This window comes from Crystallibacter degradans (assembly GCF_012952295.1).
In the GTDB taxonomy this organism is placed as follows: Bacteria; Actinomycetota; Actinomycetes; order Actinomycetales; family Micrococcaceae; genus Crystallibacter; species Crystallibacter degradans.
The window spans coordinates 41,825-60,727 of record NZ_JABBCH010000020.1 but is presented as its reverse complement, the minus strand read 5'-3'; the positions used below and the strand labels follow the sequence as shown (position 1 = coordinate 60,727).

17 protein-coding genes are annotated in these 18,903 nt (G+C 65.0%); 5 read left to right on the top strand and 12 right to left on the bottom strand.

What is annotated here, in order from left to right:
- The 5 genes from HGO92_RS23925 to HGO92_RS20550 form a co-directional block, all read right to left on the bottom strand.
- Positions 1-126: VOC family protein (locus HGO92_RS23925; protein ID WP_346769043.1), on the bottom strand; the 126-nt coding region annotated here is incomplete at its 3' end.
- 142 nt (positions 127-268) lie between these two features.
- The gene (hpaE, locus tag HGO92_RS20565; protein ID WP_169998178.1) at positions 269-1,789 is read right to left on the bottom strand and encodes a 5-carboxymethyl-2-hydroxymuconate semialdehyde dehydrogenase; all 1,521 of its coding nucleotides are present in this window, start codon (positions 1,787-1,789) and stop codon (positions 269-271) included.
- Positions 1,790-2,042: 253 nt separating this feature from the next.
- Positions 2,043-3,032 carry an MsnO8 family LLM class oxidoreductase gene (locus HGO92_RS20560; protein ID WP_169998176.1) on the bottom strand — a complete coding sequence of 330 codons (990 nt, stop codon included), beginning with the start codon at positions 3,030-3,032 and terminating at the stop codon, positions 2,043-2,045.
- Positions 3,033-3,158: 126 nt separating this feature from the next.
- On the bottom strand, positions 3,159-3,341 hold the full coding sequence (locus tag HGO92_RS20555) for a PspC domain-containing protein (RefSeq protein ID WP_169998174.1): 183 nt from the start codon (positions 3,339-3,341) through the stop codon (positions 3,159-3,161).
- Positions 3,342-3,424: 83 nt separating this feature from the next.
- The gene (locus tag HGO92_RS20550; RefSeq protein WP_169998173.1) at positions 3,425-4,372 is read right to left on the bottom strand and encodes an EamA family transporter; all 948 of its coding nucleotides are present in this window, start codon (positions 4,370-4,372) and stop codon (positions 3,425-3,427) included.
- Between the two features lie 68 nt (positions 4,373-4,440).
- Here HGO92_RS20550 and HGO92_RS20545 point away from each other — a divergent pair, with 68 nt between their 5' ends.
- Positions 4,441-5,325 (top strand): LysR family transcriptional regulator, encoded by an 885-nt coding sequence (locus HGO92_RS20545; protein WP_169998171.1) that lies wholly within the window; start codon positions 4,441-4,443, stop codon positions 5,323-5,325.
- Here HGO92_RS20545 and HGO92_RS20540 read toward each other — a convergent pair.
- The gene (locus tag HGO92_RS20540; RefSeq protein ID WP_169998170.1) at positions 5,297-5,752 is read right to left on the bottom strand and encodes an Lrp/AsnC ligand binding domain-containing protein; all 456 of its coding nucleotides are present in this window, start codon (positions 5,750-5,752) and stop codon (positions 5,297-5,299) included. The genes HGO92_RS20545 and HGO92_RS20540 overlap by 29 nt on opposite strands.
- A gap of 115 nt (positions 5,753-5,867) precedes the next feature.
- Between HGO92_RS20540 and HGO92_RS20535 the strand changes: the two genes are divergently transcribed.
- A complete protein-coding gene (locus HGO92_RS20535) occupies positions 5,868-6,518 on the top strand; it encodes a LysE family translocator (protein WP_169998168.1) in 651 nt (216 codons plus the stop codon).
- Between the two features lie 125 nt (positions 6,519-6,643).
- On the top strand, positions 6,644-8,257 hold the full coding sequence (locus HGO92_RS20530; protein WP_169998166.1) for an AMP-binding protein: 1,614 nt from the start codon (positions 6,644-6,646) through the stop codon (positions 8,255-8,257).
- A 48-nt stretch (positions 8,258-8,305) separates the two neighbouring features.
- Here HGO92_RS20530 and HGO92_RS20525 read toward each other — a convergent pair whose 3' ends face one another.
- A complete protein-coding gene (locus HGO92_RS20525) occupies positions 8,306-8,854 on the bottom strand; it encodes an acyl-CoA thioesterase (RefSeq protein ID WP_169998165.1) in 549 nt (182 codons plus the stop codon).
- Positions 8,855-8,966: 112 nt separating this feature from the next.
- Here HGO92_RS20525 and HGO92_RS20520 point away from each other — a divergent pair, with 112 nt between their 5' ends.
- Positions 8,967-10,001: an NAD-dependent epimerase/dehydratase family protein gene (locus HGO92_RS20520; RefSeq protein ID WP_169998163.1), complete on the top strand. Its 1,035-nt coding sequence runs from the start codon at positions 8,967-8,969 to the stop codon at positions 9,999-10,001.
- Positions 10,002-10,045: 44 nt separating this feature from the next.
- Here HGO92_RS20520 and HGO92_RS20515 read toward each other — a convergent pair whose 3' ends face one another.
- Positions 10,046-11,740 carry a BCCT family transporter gene (locus tag HGO92_RS20515; RefSeq protein ID WP_169998162.1) on the bottom strand — a complete coding sequence of 565 codons (1,695 nt, stop codon included), beginning with the start codon at positions 11,738-11,740 and terminating at the stop codon, positions 10,046-10,048.
- Positions 11,741-11,847: 107 nt separating this feature from the next.
- On the opposite strand from HGO92_RS20515, the gene HGO92_RS20510 reads away from it, so the two are divergent.
- The gene (locus HGO92_RS20510; protein WP_169998160.1) at positions 11,848-12,456 is read left to right on the top strand and encodes a cob(I)yrinic acid a,c-diamide adenosyltransferase; all 609 of its coding nucleotides are present in this window, start codon (positions 11,848-11,850) and stop codon (positions 12,454-12,456) included.
- Here the strand turns inward: HGO92_RS20510 and HGO92_RS20505 are convergent.
- From HGO92_RS20505 to HGO92_RS20490, 4 genes are read right to left on the bottom strand one after another with little or no spacing between them, the layout of a single operon-like run.
- Complete coding sequence (locus tag HGO92_RS20505; RefSeq protein ID WP_169998159.1) at positions 12,453-15,575, bottom strand: alpha-mannosidase; 3,123 nt, start codon at positions 15,573-15,575, stop codon at positions 12,453-12,455. The genes HGO92_RS20510 and HGO92_RS20505 overlap by 4 nt on opposite strands.
- A 29-nt stretch (positions 15,576-15,604) precedes the next feature.
- Positions 15,605-16,531 (bottom strand): carbohydrate ABC transporter permease, encoded by a 927-nt coding sequence (locus tag HGO92_RS20500; protein ID WP_169998157.1) that lies wholly within the window; start codon positions 16,529-16,531, stop codon positions 15,605-15,607.
- Between the two features lie 3 nt (positions 16,532-16,534).
- On the bottom strand, positions 16,535-17,467 hold the full coding sequence (locus tag HGO92_RS20495) for a carbohydrate ABC transporter permease (RefSeq protein WP_169998156.1): 933 nt from the start codon (positions 17,465-17,467) through the stop codon (positions 16,535-16,537).
- 4 nt (positions 17,468-17,471) lie between these two features.
- Complete coding sequence (locus HGO92_RS20490) at positions 17,472-18,851, bottom strand: extracellular solute-binding protein (protein ID WP_169998154.1); 1,380 nt, start codon at positions 18,849-18,851, stop codon at positions 17,472-17,474.
- Positions 18,852-18,903 lie beyond the last annotated feature (52 nt).

Genomic DNA, 18,903 nt, shown 5'->3' with positions numbered 1-18,903 from the left:
GTGCAGGCCCAGGACGTCCACGTAGAACTCGCGGGACTTGGCCAGGTCCGTGACGACCAGATCCATGTACGCGCAGCGGACAATGTCCGGAGCAGGCACGCTGGGCTTGAGGATTTCGTTGCTCATGATGGTTCCTTAGAATTTGTGGATCGGTGAGGGGGTGGGCCCATGGACCCGTGCCCACTCCCATCGGGGGCCGACGCTAGCGACGGAGGTCTGGGCTCGGCGTCGAACCCGGTCAAGCGTCCGGAGCAAGCCGGACAAGCAATTAGGCGTCGCCGGTTTCCCGGCTGGCCTCAACGCCGAACTTGGGCGAGTGGGCCTCGTTGAGGGTGATCTGCACCGACTGCTGAGTGGTGTAGAAGTCGACCGAGCGGTAGCCGCCCTCGCGTCCGAGGCCCGAGGCCTTGACTCCGCCGAACGGGGTGCGCAGGTCGCGCACGTTGTTCGAGTTCAGCCAGACCATGCCCGACTCGATGGCGTGTGCGAAGTTGTGGGCGCGCTTCAAGTTCGTCGTCCATACGTAGGCTGCGAGGCCGTACTTGGTGTTGTTCGCGAGCTCGAGCGCCTCTTCGTCGGTGTCGAAGGGGGTGATCGCGACGACCGGCCCGAAGATCTCCTCCTGGAAGATCCGGGCATCGGGGGCAACGTCGGCGAACACGGTCGGTGCAACGTAGTTGCCCGTGGGGAAGCCATCGGGACGACCGCCGCCGGCGAGGAGGCGGCCCTCGGACTTGCCGATCTCGATGTAGCTCATGACCTTGTCGAAGTGATTCGGGTGCACGAGCGAGCCGACCTCGGTCCCGGGATCGCTCGGGAGGCCCACCACGATGTTCTTCGCCCGCTCGGCGAAGCGAGCCACAAAGTCGTCGTAGATGTCGCGCTGCACGAGCACGCGACTGCCGGCGGTGCAACGCTCGCCGTTCAGGCTGAACACACCGAAGACAGTGGCGTCGAGGGCGGCCTCGATGTCGGCGTCGGCGAAGACAACAGCCGGGCTCTTGCCGCCAAGCTCGAGCGAGAGGCTCTTGAACTGGGGAGCGGCCGCGGTCGAGATGGTGGCACCGGTCGAGCTGTCACCGGTGAACGAGACGATCGGCACATCCGGGTGCTTCACGAGGTAGTCACCCGCGACGCCGCCGGAGCCAAAGATCAGGTTGAAGACTCCCTCGGGCACACCTGCCTCGCGGAAGATCTCAGGCCACAGCGCGGCGGAAAGCGGCGTGTAGCTGGCCGGCTTCATGACAACGGTGTTGCCAGTCGCGAGTGCCGGGGCGAGCTTCCACGACTCCTGCATGAAAGGTACGTTCCACGGCGTGATGAGCGCGGCAACGCCGATCGGCTTGCGGTTCACGTAGTTGATCTGGCGACCGGGCACCTTGAACGCGTTGTCCTCCTGCCCGACGATGAGGTCGGCGAAGAAGCGGAAGTTCTCTGCGGCGCGGCGGGCCTGGCCCTTGGCCTGGGTGATCGGCAGGCCGGAGTCGTAGCTCTCGAGGTAGGCGAGTTCGTCGTCGCGCGATTCGACGATATCGGCGATCTTGTGCAGCACTCGCGAGCGTTCGCGGGGCAGCATCTTCGGCCAGGGGCCTTCCTTGAAGGCGTGCTTGGCGGCCGCGACGGCGAGGTCCACGTCTTCGGTCTGGCCGGAGGCGGCCGTGGCGTAGGTCTGGTTGGATACCGGGTCCAGGACCTCGAAGGTCTCGCCGCCGATGGAGTCGACGAACTTGCCGTCGATGTAGTGCTGGATGTGGTCGGGCAGGTTCTCCGGGACAAAGTGCTTGCTCACGGGCGTGATCCTTCCCCCCTCGTTCAAGGGGTTTTCTTCCAAGGGCGAGAACGTTTCGGATTTGAAATCGTATACGATCTATGGTGACCGAAGACACGCGTCGCTGTCAATAGCTCACACGCCCATGTCGTGGAGGCGCTCGGACCTGTGACACGAAAGTACGAAACCGTTAATCACGAGGTGCCCCGGGTCGATTTCAATCGGTCCAGGGCACCTCGTGGCTTGCGAACGGACCCGCGAGCGGGCATCGCCCTTAGGCAGTTACCAACCCGCTGACCTTTGCCGTCAGCTCCACTGAGCGGAGCCGTTGCGCCGTCGTCGGTGATTGGTGCGCGACAATCAGCTCGTCGGCGTCGGCATGCTTGGCGAAGCCGTCCAAGTACTCCTTGACCGCTTCCGGCGTGCCGACCGCGGAGTACTTCACCATCTGTTCGACGTGCTGGCCTTGCGGGGACTCGAGGATCATGTCCGCTTCCTCGTCAGTGAACGTGCGGTCGCGGCCGAAGAGCAGCGAGACACGGGAGCGCTTGGTGATGTGGTGCTGCGCCCGGGCATCCTCGTTCGAGTCCGCGGCGATGACGTTTACGCCGGCGATGACGTACGGTTCGGCCAGCTGCTCGGAGGGCTGGAACTCGCGCCGGTAGGTGGCCACCGCGTCCTGCAGCGCATTCGGCGCGAAGTGCGAGGCAAAGGAGTACGGCAGGCCGAGCGCGGCGGCCAGCTTGGCGCCGAAGAGCGAAGACCCGAGGATGTACAGCGGCACGTTAGTGCCCTTGCCCGGCGTCGCCTCCACGCCGTGAATGCGCGTCTGCCCGGTCAGGTAGCCCTGCAGTTCCTGCACGTCCTGCGGAAAACTTTCGGCGCTCATCGGGTCGCGGCGCATCGCGCGCATAGTGTTCTGGTCACTGCCCGGCGCACGGCCCAGGCCAAGATCGATCCGCCCCGGATGCAGCGTCTCCAGCGTGCCGAACTGCTCGGCGATGGTCAGCGGAGCATGGTTGGGCAGCATGATCCCGCCGGCGCCCAGCCGGATGCTCTCGGTATGCGCGGCAATATGGGCAATCAGCACGCTGGTGGCGGAGGATGCGATCGAGGACATGTTGTGGTGCTCGGCGTACCAGATGCGCCGGTAGCCCAGCTCTTCGGCCCGCTGCGCGAGGGCGACGCTGCCCTCAAGGCTGTCCCGCACCGTCTCGCCCTTGCCGATAGTTGCCAGATCGAGGATCGAGAGAGGAACAGTCACTGGTAAGCCAGCCTTTCGTAGTTTTGCCTGCGGCGCGACGCCGATTTCCCGGTTTTGTTGCCCGGGCACACCATAGACAACGACGGCGGTGCTCAGCTTATTTCTGCGGCTGCACTTGGGAGCGGCTCAGGGCGCTTTGGGAATCATGATCCACAGCAGGATATAGACGAGTTCGCCAATGCCCACTAGGCCAAAGACAACGAACCCGATCCGTACAAGCAGCTTTGGAATCCCGAACCGGGCGGCGAGGGCTGCACAGACACCGGCGATCATTTTGCCACTGCGGGGCCGAACCAACGTAGAGTTCATGATTTCAGGCTACGCGCGTATTGCTATCCCGTGAATGATGGCCTGCCCGAGCAGTTGCCGAATCACCGTAGCGGTCCGCTCGTTTAATCCCGGATAGGGATCCCCGTCGAGCCGCCGCCGGCATAGTCCGTCATGGGGAAGCCCTCCGCCTGCCTTACCGGAGCCGGATCATCTTTATCAGGACCACCGAGCAGCAGGACACTGACGTTGGCACAGACGATCAGCACGGTGCCGAGCCATTCGGTGGCTCCGAATGCCTGGCCCAGCAGGAGCATCCCGATCACCGCGGCGAAGACGGGGTTCACACTCATCAGCAGCCCGAAGACGTGGGCGGATATGTGACGCAAGGCGATGAGGTCGGCTACGTAGGGCACCGCGGATGCCATGACGCCGGCGCAGGCTGCACAGGCAATGGCGAAGAAGCTCGGCGGATTGTTCAGGAAGAGGACGATGCCCACCGGAACGAACAGCATCGCCGAGACTCCCGTCGCGGCCGCGGTTCCTTCGATGCCCGGAATGCGGTGTCCAATTGACCGATTCAGCAAAATGTACGATGCCCAGCTGCACGCGGCGACGAGCGCGAGCCCGATCCCAAGATAGTCGGTTGAGGGCTCGGGCCAGGTAATGATGACAACCCCGGCCCCGGCGAAAAGTGCGGCGATTGCGGTGCCAAAGTTCCGCGAGCTGAAGAGGGCAACAGCAAGCGGGCCGAGGAATTCGAGCGTAACGGCCAGGCCCAGGCCAATGCGCTCAATAGCGGAGTACAGGCTGAGGTTCATCGTCGCAAAAACCAGAGCCAGCAGCAGCACTGGCCACCATTGATGGCGCGTGAAACTCCGCAGGCGCGGCCGGACTGTGGGAAGCAGTATCGCCGCGGCGACAAACTGGCGGACCGCGACAACCCCAACCGCGCCGATCAGCGGAAAGCCGAAGGAGGCGACTGCCGCGCCGGTCTGGTTCGACAACGTGCTTCCGAGCAGGGTGAGCACGCCGGCCCACCCGCGCTTCCTCGTCCTGCCGTTTGCTTCCATGCGGCCATCGTGCCGCTACGGATGCGGATCAAGAAATGCACGACCCGGACGACTTATACACTGAGCGCATGAATGTTGAGATCCGGCACTTGCGCTGCCTGGTTGCGCTCGCCGAGACGGGTAGCTTTACCGATGCAGCCATCGAGCTCGGCGTCTCGCAAGCGTCCATCTCCCGCAATCTCGCCGGCCTCGAAGATGCGCTCGGCGTCCGGCTTGTCGACCGCACAACGCGTTCGCTGGAGCTGACTCCGGCCGGCGAGAAGACGCTGAATCAGGCACGCCGTCTCCTCTTGGTCCTCGACGACCTGGGACGGGACGCCCGGTCTGAAAATGCGGTGGTCCGGCTGGGTTATGCCTGGTCTGCCCTCGGGAAGCACACCGTCGAGTTTCAACGCAGGTGGGCGGATGCACATCCCCATACAGAGCTCCGGCTCATCCGCACCAACACTTCAACTGCAGGTCTGGCCGAAGGAGTCGCCGACCTGGCCATTCTCCGGCGGGAGCCCGACCCCGAGGCTTTCGGCATGGAGCGCATCGGCTTCGAGAAGCGCTATTGCGCGATGGCTTCGGACGACCCTTTGGTTTCACGCCGGACGGTTACCCTCGCCCAGATCGCCGAGGGCACCGTTGCGCTCGATACACGCACCGGCAGCACGAACCTTGCACTATGGCCGGCAGACGGGCAGCCCAAGTCCACTATCAGCATCCGCAACATCGATGACTGGCTGACGGTTATCAGCAGCGGCAAAGCGCGCGGCATCACCGCCGAGGCCACCATGCACCAGTACCGGCGGCCGGGGCTGGCCTATCGGCTGGTACGGGACGCCTCTGCGCTTCCGGTCTACGCCGCCTGGCCGAAGTCCCGCCCGCCCGGGGAAATGGCGGCCATCGTCAAGCTGCTGACCGAGCTGTACAGCCGCCCCGTCAGAGCGGCAGCCCCGCGCCGGCCTTGAGGTTTTTCATGACGATGGTGGAGGTCAGCTGCTCCAGAGCAGGCAGCGCGGAGAGCTCTTCATCGTAGAAGTGCTGGTAAGCGGACAGGTCCGCCGCGACTACCTTGAGCAGGTAATCGATGTCGCCAAACAGCCGCTCCGCTTCAATGATGTGCGGATTGTCGATAACCTGGCGCTCGAACTCCGCCAGCGTGGCACGGTCCACCTGGCGCAAAGTGACAAACACGATGGCTTCAAAACCCAGGCCGACGGCGGACGGCTCAATGTCCGCACGGTAGCCGCGGATCACCCCGGAAGACTCCAGCTCGCGCAGCCTACGGTGGCAGGGCGCCACCGTCAGCCCGATGTCACTGGCGAGCGCAGTGGCAGTCCTTCGCCCATCCTGCTGGAGACTGCGCAAAATACTTCTATCAATCTTGTCAACCACGCAAGAATCTTACTCCAGACCTGCAGTTCGGCAATAAAAAGGTGAGCACTTCTCACCGGATTTTTCATACGGTTATTCCAGTTAATCGGCCACCGCTTCGAGCAGGAGTTTCCCCATGGATCAGCAGCTGTTTTTCGGCTTCGCCGTTGTTGCCTTTACGCTGGCCTGCACCCCGGGAGCCGACTGGGCTTATTCGATTGCGGCCGGCCTTGGCCAGCGCAGTTTCGCCCCGGCAGTTGCGGGGCTGTGCAGCGGCTACGTGCTGCACACCATTCTGGTCGCCGCCGGGCTCGCTGCCCTCATCGCCAGCCAGCCGTCCCTCCTTGGCTGGCTGACGGTCGCCGGCGCCGTCTATCTCCTCTGGCTGGGAATCAGCACGGCCCGGAGTTGGCGCGCCGCCAGCTTCAGCAGCGGAGAGGCGGACAACCGGTCCAGCGCCACAGGCAGGGTGGCAACTTTCTTCCGCGGGATGGGGACCAGCGGGATCAATCCCAAAGGGCTGCTGCTCTATGTGGCGCTGGTGCCGCAGTTCGTCAGCCCGCAAGCGTCCCTGCCCGCATCGGTCCAGTCCGGCATCTTGGGGCTGTCCTTTGTCGCGGCTGCCGCACTCGTTTACACCCTGGTCGCCTTGGCGGCCAGGAAGCTGCTCGCCTCGCGTCCGGCCGCCGCCGGCCGGGTTACCTTGGCCAGCGGCACCATCATGATCGTCCTGGGCGCGGTCTTGCTGTGGGAGCAGGCCGGGCCCTTGCTGGCTTTCTTCGCCTAGCCGACGGCGCCTGCGCCGTGGCTGCGGCCACAAACGGACAGCCAGAGTCGCTAGCATGGAGCAAACCGGGTAACCAGCCCGTCTTGATCCCGATCAGGCCAAAGTCGTTCCGAACGGAGTCCTCCATGCCAGAGCCCGCCGCTGTGCCCCAGTTGACCGAACCGGTGAAACCAGCCGAGCTGCTCTGCGACCGGCACCCGGCGGCCGACACCGCGTTCACCGTGATCGAACCGGATTTGAGCTCGACGGACCTAAGCTACGGCTGGCTGAAGGACCGTTCGGAGCAGGCCGCGGCTGCCTTCGCCGCCCTGGGCGTGCAGCCGGGAGACCGGGTGGCGACGCTGATGGGCAAGAGTGCGGATCTGGTTGCCGTCCTCCTTGGCCTCTGGCGGCTGGGCGCCGTGCACGTTCCGCTGTTCACCGCGTTCGCCACGCCTGCCATCGAAGTGCGGCTGGCCCGCAGCGGTGCCGCCGTCGTCGTCGCCGACGCAGCGCAGTTGCAGAAGCTCGATGGCCTGCGGGACAAGCTCGGATTGCAGGTGATCGTGGCCGGCGCCGATCCCGAGACCGCAAATAACGACGGCGGCGCGGCGCACCTGGGCGCGTTGCTCGACGCCCAAGGCACGGGCTTCCCCGCCGTCGAACGCTCGCTCGATGATCCTCTGGTGGAGATCTTCACGTCCGGGACCACGGGCGAGCCCAAGGGCGTCCCGGTTCCGGTCAAGGCGTTGGAGACCTTCCACGCCTACCTGCATTACGGGCTGGACGTGCGCGAGGACGATGTCTTCTGGAACGTGGCCGATCCGGGCTGGGCCTACGGGTTGTACTACGGACTGCTGGCGCCGCTGTATGCCGGCCGGCGCAACCTCCTGCTCCGCAGTGGCTTCGACCCGGAACTGTGCTGGCAGATCCTGAGGGACTTCCGGGTGACCAACTTCGCTGCCGCCCCCACCATCTTCCGGTCCATGCGCGCCGCCCGGCCCGAGGGCATCGACGGCCTCGCCGTCCGCCGGGCCTCCAGCGCCGGCGAACCGCTGGATGCGGACACGATTGCCTGGTCCGCGAAATACTTCGGTGCGCCGGTCCGCGACCACTACGGGCAGACCGAGATGGGCATGTGCATCATCAACTGCTGGGAGGAATCAGCCGCGCGCGAGGTCCGGCCGGGGTCCATGGGCTTTGCCATGCCCGGCTACACGAGCACTGTGCTGGAGATGGACTCCGACGAGGCCGCGGCTCCCGGCGTGAAGGGTCGGGTGGCGCTGGATGTTCCGGCCAGCCCGTTGTTCTGGTTCAACGGCTACACCAACGATCCGGCCAAAACCGCTGGGCGGTTCAGCCCGGACGGCCGCTGGTACTACACCGGGGACACCGGGCAGCTGGACGAGGACGGCTACACCTATTTCTCCTCGCGCGACGACGACGTGATCATCATGGCCGGCTACCGGATCGGCCCGTTCGAGGTGGAATCCGTCCTCGCCACGCACCCGCTCGTGCAGGAAAGCGCCGTCATCGGCGTGCCGGACGAGCTCCGGGGCGAACGGCTGGAGGCCTACGTGGTGCTCCGGGATCCTTCGCGCGCCTCGGACGAACTGGAGGCCGAGCTGCAGCAGCTGGTCAAGCAGCAGTACGCTGCGCACGCCTACCCGCGGACAATCCACTTCGTCGATGAGCTGCCGAAAACCCCCAGCGGCAAGCTGCAGCGGTTCGTGCTCCGGGCCCAGCACGCCAAGGAATAGCAGCTGGCAGATTCCAAAGGTGCGCCCCGGCGTCGTCGTTAGCGGTCTTCACTTGAGCCAGGCGTGCGGCGCGGGGCGGCGGGTGCTGGGCAGTGAGTTGTTCAGCCGCCACTGGTGGATCCATTCGGGCAGGACCAGTTCCGACGGCGGCCGGCCGGTCTCGGCGAAGATTTCTTCGTTGCTGACCGGGCCCTGTTTGGAGACCAGGCGGGCACAGATGTAGGCGCGGGCGTAGATTTCGCCGCTGCTGACCATGCGCTGCTCGAAGAAGATGGCCCGCTCGTCGAAACCGATGATTTTCGATTCGATGGTGTATTTGGCGCCGAGGTTCAGGGGCTTGCGGAAGCTGATGGTCTCCCCGCCGACAATGGGGTTCCAGCCGTTGCGGCGCATTACGGCCCACATTCCGCTGCGGACCATCAGGTCGAACCGGCCCAGATCCATCAGCGAGAAGTACATCCCGTTGTTGATGTGCAGGGCCATGTCCACGTCAGTGGGGAGCACGCGCAGCGGCAGCGACGACGTGTCCCAGATGCCGAGTTTCGGCCGGCGGCGGGAGCGGAACAAATGGAAGAGGGTGCGCAGAATCAGATGCATGGACCACATGCTACCCGCTGGTAACTTAGCTGGCGCGGACGTGGCTGCGGCCCTGTTGCGCCGGCCGCGCTCCGCGTAGGGTAAGGGCATCTGATTCCAGAGGAGGGCCGCCATGCGCGTTGCCGTGATCGGGGCTACCGGGAACGTGGGAACCGCGCTGCTGCGCCGCATGCAGCGGGCGAGGGCAGCGGATCCGGACGGGCTGGAGATCGTGGGGATCGCCCGCCGCCTGCCGGAGCTGCCACGGGAACCGTACGACGGCGTGACCTGGCATTCCGTCGACGTCGCCTCGGACACGGCGCGCGAACGGCTGGCCGAGGCACTGACCGGCTGTGACGCCGTCGTGCATTTGGCCTGGGTGCTCCAGCCAAACCACGATGAACCGTTCATGCGCCGGATCAACGTGCACGGCACCGCCAACGCTCTGGCCGCGGCGGCTGAGGCAGGAGTGCGGCACTTTGTCTGCGCCTCGTCGCTCGCTGCCTACAGGCCCGCGGACAAGAGCCGGCCCGTGGATGAAAGCTGGCCGGCTCGCGGCATAGCCTCCTCGCACTACAGCCGGTTCAAGGGCGAGCAGGAGCTGCTGCTGGACGAATTCGAACGCCGGCACCTGGAGATGCTGGTGGCGCGGCTGCGGCCCGGCCTCATTTTCCAGCAAGACGCCGGAGCCCAGATCGGACGCTACTTCCTCGGCCCGCTGATCCCGAAGTTCTTCCTGGACAAGCTCCGGCTTCCGCTGCTGCCCATCCCCAAGGCGTTCAAGTTCCAGGTGGTCCATGCCGACGATATTGCCGATGCCTACTGGCGGGTGGTTGACCAGCGCGCCGGCGGCGCGTTCAATGTCGCGGCGGATCCGGTGTTTACGTCCGAACTGCTCGGCGGAATGCTCGGTGCCCGGCGGGTGCTGAACGTCCCGGTGGGACTGATCCGTGCCGCCGTCGGCCTCTCCTGGGCTGTGCGGCTGCAGGCCTCCGACCCAGGCTGGATCGACATGGCCCGGAACGCTCCCATCATGAAGACGGACCGGATCAGAACCGAGCTCGGTTGGACCCCGCGGTACAGCTCCATCGAAGCGCTGCAGTCGGTGCTCGACGGGCTTGCAGCCGGCCAGGGCGTTGCCGGTTCCCCGCCGCTGCACCCGCGGTAGGCACCCGCGGGTTCGGATGCCTACCGTTGCGCTGCCTTGCGAGGTTACTTGTCTGGTTCCCTCTTCGGCGGGCTGCCAACGGTGTCGATGGAGCCGGTGTCTACGGGCTGGGCAAACGGAACCGTACTCGGGACGGCAGTCGCACCGCGGACCGGGCCCATCCGGCGTTGCCGCAACGGGTCCTTTCGAAGGTCCGCATAGAGGGCGACGCACAGACCGATAATGATCAGCACAAACGGCGTGGCCGCCAAAATGGTGAAGGTCTGCAACGCACCCAGCCCGCCGACAAAGAGCAGGACCGCTGCCACGGCGCCGGTGAGGACCGCCCACATGATGACCAGCGGTTTCCAAGGTTCCTTCTTGCCCCGCGAGGACAACGTGCCAAGCACCAGGGAGCCGGCATCGGCGCCGCTGACGAAGAAGACTGCGGTCAGGACCATGACCACAATCGCCGCGCCGATAAAGAACGGGTACTGCTGCAGCAGCGCGAAGAATCCGGCGGCCTCGCTGCCGGTACCGGCAATATCCAGCCCGTTCAGCTGGGCGTTAATGCCGGCGCCGCCGAAGATGGTGAACCAGATGATGCTGACGGCGGTGGGAACCAGCAACACACCGAGGACAAATTCCTTGATGGTGCGGCCACGCGAGATCCGGGCGATGAAGGTGCCAACGAACGGCGTCCACGAAATCCACCAGGCCCAGTAGAAGATGGTCCAGCTGGCCAGCCAATCCCCGCCACCAAAGACAGCCGAATGGAAGCTCATCGACACCAGGCTGGATAGGTAGGTGCCAATGGAGTTAGGCAACAGGTCGAGAATGAACACCGTAGGCCCGACAACGAAAACGAACACCAGCAGGACGGCGGCAAGGATCATGTTGGTGTTACTCAGCCACTTGATGCCCCTGGACACCCCGCTGGCCGCGGAGAAGACCACGCCGACGGTCAGGACACAGATGATGATGATGGGCAGCGCGGCCCCGGGGTTTTCGTCGAACTCGCCCGTCCGCAGCAGCGTCAGTCCCGCGGCAATTTGCAGGGCGCCCAGCCCCAGCGAGGTGGCCGAACCGAATTTTGTGCAGATGATGGCGAGGATATCGATCGGCTTGCCCCAGCCCTTCTCAATCCGTTCCTTGCCCAGCAAGGAGTGGAACGGCGCGCTCATCAGGTTGCCGCGGCCCATCCGGTACGTGGAGTAGGCCAGCGCGAGTCCCACCACGGAATAGATGGCCCAGGGGTGCAGTCCCCAGTGGAACAAGGTGTAGGCCATGGCCGAGCTCGCGGCGCCCTCGGTGCCTGCTTCCGCCCCGACAAACGGCGGTGGCGAGGCGAGGTGGGTGACCGGTTCGTAGACACCGAAGAACATCAGGCCGATGCCCATGCCGGCGCTGAACATCATGGCGATCCAGGACAGCGTCGAGAATTCCGTTTCCTCGCCTTCGCGGGAGAGCGGTATGTTCCCGTACCGGCCGAACGCCAGGACCAGGGAGAAAGCGACAAATCCGGTGGCGCCCAAAATAAAGAGCCAGCCGAAGGTACTGGTGATCCAGCCGAGGGCCGCGCCGGCGGCCGCCTCAATGGCCTCTGTAAAAAAGATGCCGAGAATACAGACGGCGACGACGATCACCAGGGAGACGCCGAAAACAGTTTTGTCTATGCTGGCCCATCCATGGGCCGGAGTGTCGGAGACCGCATCACCTAATTGCGCTTCCGGCGATTTACCCGCTTGATGTTCACTCATGGAAACCCTCGCTGGTCCGTGTTGTTCTGCTTTGCTGCAACGGGACTAAGCCCTGTTCTACGCGTGCCACTTCTGCCCCGGAATCTATCGTTAGTATAGTTGCAGCCATGAACGAGCTAGGCTACATGCACAGCGGCGACTCCGGCCAAACGGACTTCGGCGGACATGGCACCATTCCCAAGACGGATTCGAGGGTCGTAGCGTACGCGGAGTGCGACGCGGCAAATGCGTCAATCGCCGTTGCTTTGGCGGGAGGTGCCCTGCCTCCGCACCTGGTGGCAACGCTGGTCAGCGTGCAGAATGACCTGTTTGATCTCGCCACGGACCTCAGCATCCCTACCGACAGCCCCACACCGGCCAAAGCCCGGATCATCCCCGGCCACATTGAGCGGATCGAGCGCGCAGTGGAACACTTCGAGCAGGAAGCCGCGGATTTGAGCGGCATGCTCCTGCCCGGCGGGACCCTGGCCGGGGCACTGCTGTACCAGGCCCGCTCGGTTGTCCGGCGCGCGGAGGTTGCCGTCTGGCGCGCCGTCGAGGAACACCCGGACACCGTTAACATCGACTGCGCCCGCTACATGAACCGCGTTTCCGGCCTGTTATTCGTGATGGCGCGCGGGGCCAACGCCGAACACGGCGACGTGATGTGGGTGCCGGAATCCTCCGTCTCGATGGCAGCCGAACCCACGGAAGAAACCGGCGGAGAAAGCCACTAGCGGCTGAACCGGAGAGTGGCCAGCTGGAAGGGCCGGAGCCGCACCTGGACTGCGGAGCCCAGGTCCTGGAGCCAGTCAGCCGGCACCCCGCGCTCCAGCAGATCCGTGGCGGCCACGCCGTCGTAATCGAAATCGGGCCGCAGCACTGCGTCGGCCCGGCCGCCGTGCGCCTCGTACAAGCGCACCACCACGTCGCCGCTGCGGTCTTCGGCCAGCTTGACCGCTTCGATGACCGCCGCCGGATTATCGACCGCGAACAGCGGCTCGATCCCGGCGTCCCCGGCATCGACATCCGCATCCGCATCCGCGCCGGACCCTAATCCGCCGGCGGTGCGCAGCGGCAGGTTCAGCCGGTACCCCTCCGCCACGGCTTCGGGTATCCCGGCGTTGGGCCGCAGCGACAACCGGAAGGACTGCCGTCCCTGGTCGGCCCCCGGATCGGGAAACAGCGGCGCGCGCAGCAGCGACGCGCGGACGGAGGTGTACGTCCCGGCACCGTCCGCGAGCGCGGCGCGGCCGATGTCATAGCCGTAGGTGGCGTCATTGGCGAGGGCCACGCCGTAACCGGGCTCGGTGACGTGGACCCAGCGGTGTGCCACCGTTTCAAAGCGGGCCGCGTCCCAGGACGTGTTGCTGTGGGTCGGCCGGTAGATATGGCCGAACTGGACTTCCGAGGCAGCACGCTCCGCGTGCACGTCCAGCGGGAACGCCAGTTTGAGCAGTTTCTGCTGCTCGTGCCAGTCCACTTCAATGCCAAGCTCGACGGCGGTTCCGTCCTGGCTCAGGCGGATTTGCTCGGTCAGGACGGAGTCCCCGAACGAATGCCTGATCCGCAACCCGGGCGTCCCGTCCGTCTCCAGCGGTTCCACGAAGTCCGCCTTGCGCAGCTCGGCCACGGTTGATTTGTAGTGCTCGTCGAGGTCCCACGCATCCCACTGGTTGGGCATGTCGCGGAAGACCTGGAACAGGTTGCCCGCCAGTCCGGCCGGCACCAGCTGCCGTCCGGCGCCGCGGTCCAGCAGCGAGGTGAGCAGTCCGGCGTCGTCGATTGTCAGTTCCAGCGTTTCACTGCGAAACGTCCACCCGCCCTCGCCGTGTTCCAACTGGACCGGCACAGGTTCTGTTGGTGTACCGCCGCCCAGCCCGGGCACCCCTGCCACCGCGTAAGGACCCGCGTTGACGCTGAGCGGGCCGCTGTCCGGATTGACGACGGCGGCGAGGGCCTCCGCGATCAGTCTTTCGAGCGTTTCGTCCACCTGGGCATAGTTGCGCTCGGCCTCCTGATGGACCCAGGCGATTGATGAGCCGGGCAGGATGTCATGGAACTGCTGCAACAGCACCGTCCGCCAGGCACGCTCCAGCTCGTCATAGGGGTACGGCATACCTTTGCGGATGGCGGCGGTGGTGGCCCAGAGCTCGGCCTCGCGCAGCAGATGCTCGCTGCGCCGGTTGCCCCGCTTGGTCCGCGCCTGCGACGTATAGGTCCCGCGATGGAATTCCAGATACAGCTCGCCCGAAAAGACTGGCGGCTCCGGGTACTCTGCCTCGGCCGCGCGGAAGAACGTTTCCGGACCGGAGAGCTGCACCCGCGGTGAACCCTCGAGATTTGCCGTCCGGTAGGCCGCCGCCAGCATCTCGCGGGTGGGCCCGCCGCCGCCATCGCCCCAGCCGAAGGGCAGCAGCGAGGTGTTGGCTGGGCCCTTTTCACGGTAATTCCGCTGGGCATGGGCCAATTGTGCCGCGGAGATGTCCGAGCTGTACGTGTCCGCAGGTGGAAAGTGTGTGAAGACCCGCGTGCCGTCGATCCCTTCCCACTGGAATGTGTGGTGCGGGAAGCGGTTGGTGTCGTTCCAGGAGATCTTCTGTGTCAGGAACCAGCGGGAGCCGGCGGCCTTGACGATCTGCGGCAGTGCGCCGGAGTAGCCGAAGGAATCCGGCAGCCACACGTCCAGCGGTTCCACCTCGAAGTTCTCCAGAAAGAAGCGCTTGCCGGCCACGAACTGCCGGGCCAGCGCCTCCCCGCCGGACATGTTGGTGTCCGGTTCTACCCACATGCCGCCGGCCGGCACAAAGCGGCCGCCACGCACCGCTGCGGCAACCCGCTCGAACAATTCCGGATAGTGCTCCTTCAGCCAGGCGTACTGCTGGGCCGACGAGGCGGTGAAGACGAAGCCCGGGTGCTCCTCGATCAGGTCCAGCACGTTGGAAAATGTCCGGGCCACTTTGCGCACGGTCTCCCGCACAGGCCAGAGCCAGGCGCAGTCGATGTGGGCATGGCCGACCGCATGGACCCGGTGCGCGCTGGCATACGCCGGGGCCTTGAGCGCTTCGGCCAGGCAAGCCCTCGCTGCCGGGGCGGTCGAGGCGAGGTCCTGCGGATCGGCGGCATTGAGCGCCCGTTCCAATGCCCGCAGGATCTCATGCCGGCGCGGCAGGTCCTCGGGCAGTTCGCGCATCAGGCCGTCCAGCGTCCGGAAGTCCTGCATCAGTTCCCATACCTGCACATCCAGCAGTGCCAGATCCGCCCGGGCCAGCACGTTCTGCGGCTCGCTCCCGGCGGTGGCCTTGTCCCCCAGCGGCGTGGGTGCGAAGAGGAATCCGTCCGCGACGTTGGGATTGGACGCCGCCTCCACATAAAACTCGATCCTGCCATCAGATCCAGGGGCCAGCGGGACATGCATGTTCAGCGGTTCAACGCCCTTGATGATGCTGCCGTCCGGGCGATAGGCCATCCCTTCGGCCTGGAAGCCGGGCAGCAGGGAGGTACAGCCGAGGTCGATCACCGCCTCCAGCCGCGCGGCGCCATCGCCCTCTCCCGCCGGCAACCCAACGGAACCTTCCTCGCCGAGGCGGGCGCCGCCGTCGTACTTTCCGGTCCAATCCGCGGGAACCTCGCCGGTGAACCGGAACCAGGTGGTCCCCCACGGCAGCCCCCAGTGCCGGCCCACGGCAAAGGGCTCGAACTCCTGCAGCATCGCCTCCGTGCAGGGGACCGGCTCGTCCGGGCAGGCCCACGCCTCGACCAGCAGCGGCACAGCCTCCCGGTAGAGCTGCGCTGCGAGCCGCTCCGTCATGAACCGTTGGATCCGCGCCTCGACCAGTAACCGGTTGTCGTGCATGAATGCTCCTTAAGGACTATTGCGACGAACTACCCCTTCATCGCACCGGCCATGGCGAACGAGCCGCCGATGCCGCGCGCGACCAGCACGTAAAGCAGGATCACGGGAATCGAATAAAGAATGGAAAATGCGGCAAGCTGTCCGTACGCCACGGTGCCATACTGGCCGAAGAAGCGGAAGATGCTCACGGCGGCGGGCTGCTTGCCGGAGGAGAGCAGCAGAATGAACGGCACAAAGAAGTTCCCCCAGGCCTGGATGAAGACGAAAATGAACACCACGGCCAGTCCCGGTCGCATCAGTGGCACCACCACATGGGCGAGCGCCTTCATCGAGGACGCGCCGTCCATCCAGGCGGCTTCCTCCAGGCTGATGGGGACCGAATCCATGAAATTCTTGGTCATCCAGATGGCCATCGGCAGGAATGTTGCGGCCATAAAAAACGTGGTGGCCGGCAACGAGTCCAGCAGGTTCAGCTGCACAAACAGGCTGTAGACCGGAACCATGATCGCGGTGATGGGCAGACAGGTGCCGAACAGCACCGCATAGAGGAACGGTTTGTTGAAGCGCAACTGGTACCGGGACAGCGGGTATGCCGCCAGCACGGCCGCAACCACGGTGAGGGCGGCGGCCCCGGCCGAGAGCAGCAGACTGTTCAGCAGCGGCACAAACGCCAGTTCCGGGGTCAGCACCGCCGCGAAGTTATCCAGTGTGAAGGTCTTCGGCAGCTCGGTGGTGTAGCCGGCCTCGGGGTCCAGCGACGCCAGCACCAGCCAGCTCAGCGGGATCAGGAAACACAGCCCCAGCAGGATCAGCACCGCATTGGCCAGAGTTTTTGACGCTGACCTGCGGGCGGAGGAAACGGACAAGCCGGGGCGCGGCCGCCGTCCCGGGGCAGGGACGGACGAAGTAGCGGCCGCAGTTGCGGGCGCAGGTGTTGCTGCTGGTGTCGGGGACATTGCTCACTTCTCCTTCAGCAGACGGATGTACACCACGGAGAACACCGCACCGATCAGGATCATCACGACGGCGATTGCCGTGCCGTAGCCGATGTTGCTGTACCGGAAGGCTTCCTCGTAGGCCATGACCGGCAGCGTGGCACTGCGCCGGGACGGCCCGCCCGCGGTCATCACGTAGATCAGGGTGAAGACCGCCAGGGTCTGCAGGGTGATCAGCATCAGGTTCGTGGCGATGCTGCGCCGGATCATCGGCAGCGTAATGTACCAGAGCCGCAGCGCCCCGCCGGCGCCGTCGATCATCGCCGACTCGCTGATTTCCTGCGGCACATCGTTCAGCGCCGCCTGGTAGACCATCATGGAGAACGCGGTTCCCCGCCAGATATTGGCCAGGATAATTGCCAGCATGGGGTGTTCGAAGAGCCAGTCCACCGGTGCGATTCCGACGGTGGCCGTCAACTGGTTGAGGGTGCCTTCGCGGAAGAAAAAGGCGTAGGCAACGAAGGCGGCTACGATTTCCGGCAGCACCCACGCCGCCACCACGCAGACGCCGACGACGGCGGCAATCGCCTTGGTTGCCTTGTTCATCAGCAGGGCGGTTCCGAGGCCGAGAAGGTTCTGCCCCACGATGGCCGAGGCAAACACAAACAGCACGGTCAGCCACAGGGACTGCGGAAAGTTCGGGTCGCGGAACAGGTCGGCGTAGTTTTCGAACCCGATGAACTGCGGGTCCTTGGCATTTTTGCCCGTCAGCGCGGCATTGGTGAACGACCCGTAGATGGAGAAGATGATCGGCCCAGCCAGGAAAATCCCCAGCAGTGCGATCGCCGGGGCCAGGGGCAGCAGCTTCAGCCATAGCGCACCGGTCCTGCCGCTGTTCCCGTGCCCCGGTCCGGCGCCCGGCCGGAGCGCGGGCCGGGTGCTGGTCCCGGCGGTCATGCGGTCACTCTTCGACGACGTTTTCAGCTCCAACGATGTCCCGCACGGCAGCGTCATAGTCCGCCGCGGCTTCCTCCGGCGTGCGCTCCCCGGTGATGACTGCTTCCGTCGCCTGCTGCGCCGCCGTCGAAATTTCCGGGTAGTCGCTGGTGGCGGGGCGGTAATGCGTCACGTCCACCACTTCGGAGACGTCAGCCACGAACGGGTTCGACTCCAGGTACGTTGGGTCGTCGGCGATGTCGGAACGGACGGCGATCTGTGAGTTGTCCACCGTATACTTCAACAGGTTTTCCTGGTTCATCGCCGTCTTGAGGAACTCAAAAGCCAGGTCCGGGTTCTGGGAGTTGGCTCCGATGGCCAGTGTCCAACCGCCTGACATGCTGACCGCGCCGGGCTCCTGGCCGTTCTGTGTGGGGAACGGCGCCACACCCATCACGTCACCGTAGTCGGCCCATTCAAACATGCCTCCCTCCTGCCAGAAACTCGGCGAATAGGAGCCCTCGACCACACCGCCCATCCTGTCCTCGGGCAGGTACTCGCCAAACACCGCCTGCCAGATGTTCGGATCCAGCGCCTGTGCCGGGGTCAGAGCCAGTTCCTCGTCATAGAGCGTCTTCAGGAAGGCCAGCGAATCCACAAAGCCCTGCGAACCGACCACCCATTTCTGCTGGTCCTCGTTGTAAAGCTGGCTGTCCGTGCCGTACAACAGTTCGTAGAAACTCTGCATGACAGTGCCCTCGCCGGTGCCCGTCCCGGCATACATGTTGAAGGGGACAACGTCCGGCTGGGACACCTTGATCTGGCGTGCGGCCGCCAGGATGTCCTCCCAGGTCTTCGGCGCCCATGGCACTTCCACCCCTGCGGCCTCCAAGACCTTCTTGTTGTACCAGATCACCCGGGTGTCGGTGCCGAGCGGGACTGCGTAAGTGGCGCCGTCGTCTGCCACGCCCGCCGCTTTCGCGCCCTCGTTGAAGCGCTCCCAGTCCGGCCATTCAGCGAGGTAGGGATCAAGGTTGAGCAGATACCCGGCGTCGACGTCGGATCGCACCTTGAACGTATCTTCGTAGAACACGTCCGGTGCGGTATCCGGCGAGCGCTGCGAGAGCGCCAGCCGGGTAGCGTAATCCTCATCGCTGCCCTCAACAGGCTCCAGTTGGACAGTGACGTTTTCGTTTCCGGCTTCGAATTGGGTCTTGACGTCCTGCATCAAAGTGTCCAGGGGCGAACCTTCACCCGACTTCTGGTACACGATGCGCAACGTGGCCTCATCGCCAGCGCCCGCATCCCCTCCCCCGCCACCGGCAGAACAGCCGGTCAACACCAGCAGGCCGGCTGCAATCAGTGACAGCGATGATTTTACGGAGGTGCTCCTGGTGCCACGCATGGTTCTCCTTTGATCCGCAGGCTCGATGCCGGTCACGATCTCAAGGGCAGCG

Coding starts and splice junctions, on each gene's coding strand:
- HGO92_RS20545 (WP_169998171.1), top strand. CDS start 4,441: ATGAATGTTGAGATCCGGCACTTGCGCTGCCTGGTTGCGCTCGCCGAG.
- HGO92_RS20530 (WP_169998166.1), top strand. CDS start 6,644: ATGCCAGAGCCCGCCGCTGTGCCCCAGTTGACCGAACCGGTGAAACCA.
- HGO92_RS20535 (WP_169998168.1), top strand. CDS start 5,868: ATGGATCAGCAGCTGTTTTTCGGCTTCGCCGTTGTTGCCTTTACGCTG.
- HGO92_RS20520 (WP_169998163.1), top strand. CDS start 8,967: ATGCGCGTTGCCGTGATCGGGGCTACCGGGAACGTGGGAACCGCGCTG.
- HGO92_RS20505 (WP_169998159.1), bottom strand. CDS start 15,575: ATGCACGACAACCGGTTACTGGTCGAGGCGCGGATCCAACGGTTCATG.
- HGO92_RS20550 (WP_169998173.1), bottom strand. CDS start 4,372: ATGGAAGCAAACGGCAGGACGAGGAAGCGCGGGTGGGCCGGCGTGCTC.
- HGO92_RS20555 (WP_169998174.1), bottom strand. CDS start 3,341: ATGAACTCTACGTTGGTTCGGCCCCGCAGTGGCAAAATGATCGCCGGT.
- HGO92_RS20500 (WP_169998157.1), bottom strand. CDS start 16,531: ATGTCCCCGACACCAGCAGCAACACCTGCGCCCGCAACTGCGGCCGCT.
- HGO92_RS20525 (WP_169998165.1), bottom strand. CDS start 8,854: ATGCATCTGATTCTGCGCACCCTCTTCCATTTGTTCCGCTCCCGCCGC.
- HGO92_RS20510 (WP_169998160.1), top strand. CDS start 11,848: ATGAACGAGCTAGGCTACATGCACAGCGGCGACTCCGGCCAAACGGAC.
- HGO92_RS20490 (WP_169998154.1), bottom strand. CDS start 18,851: ATGCGTGGCACCAGGAGCACCTCCGTAAAATCATCGCTGTCACTGATT.
- HGO92_RS20495 (WP_169998156.1), bottom strand. CDS start 17,467: ATGACCGCCGGGACCAGCACCCGGCCCGCGCTCCGGCCGGGCGCCGGA.
- HGO92_RS20515 (WP_169998162.1), bottom strand. CDS start 11,740: ATGAGTGAACATCAAGCGGGTAAATCGCCGGAAGCGCAATTAGGTGAT.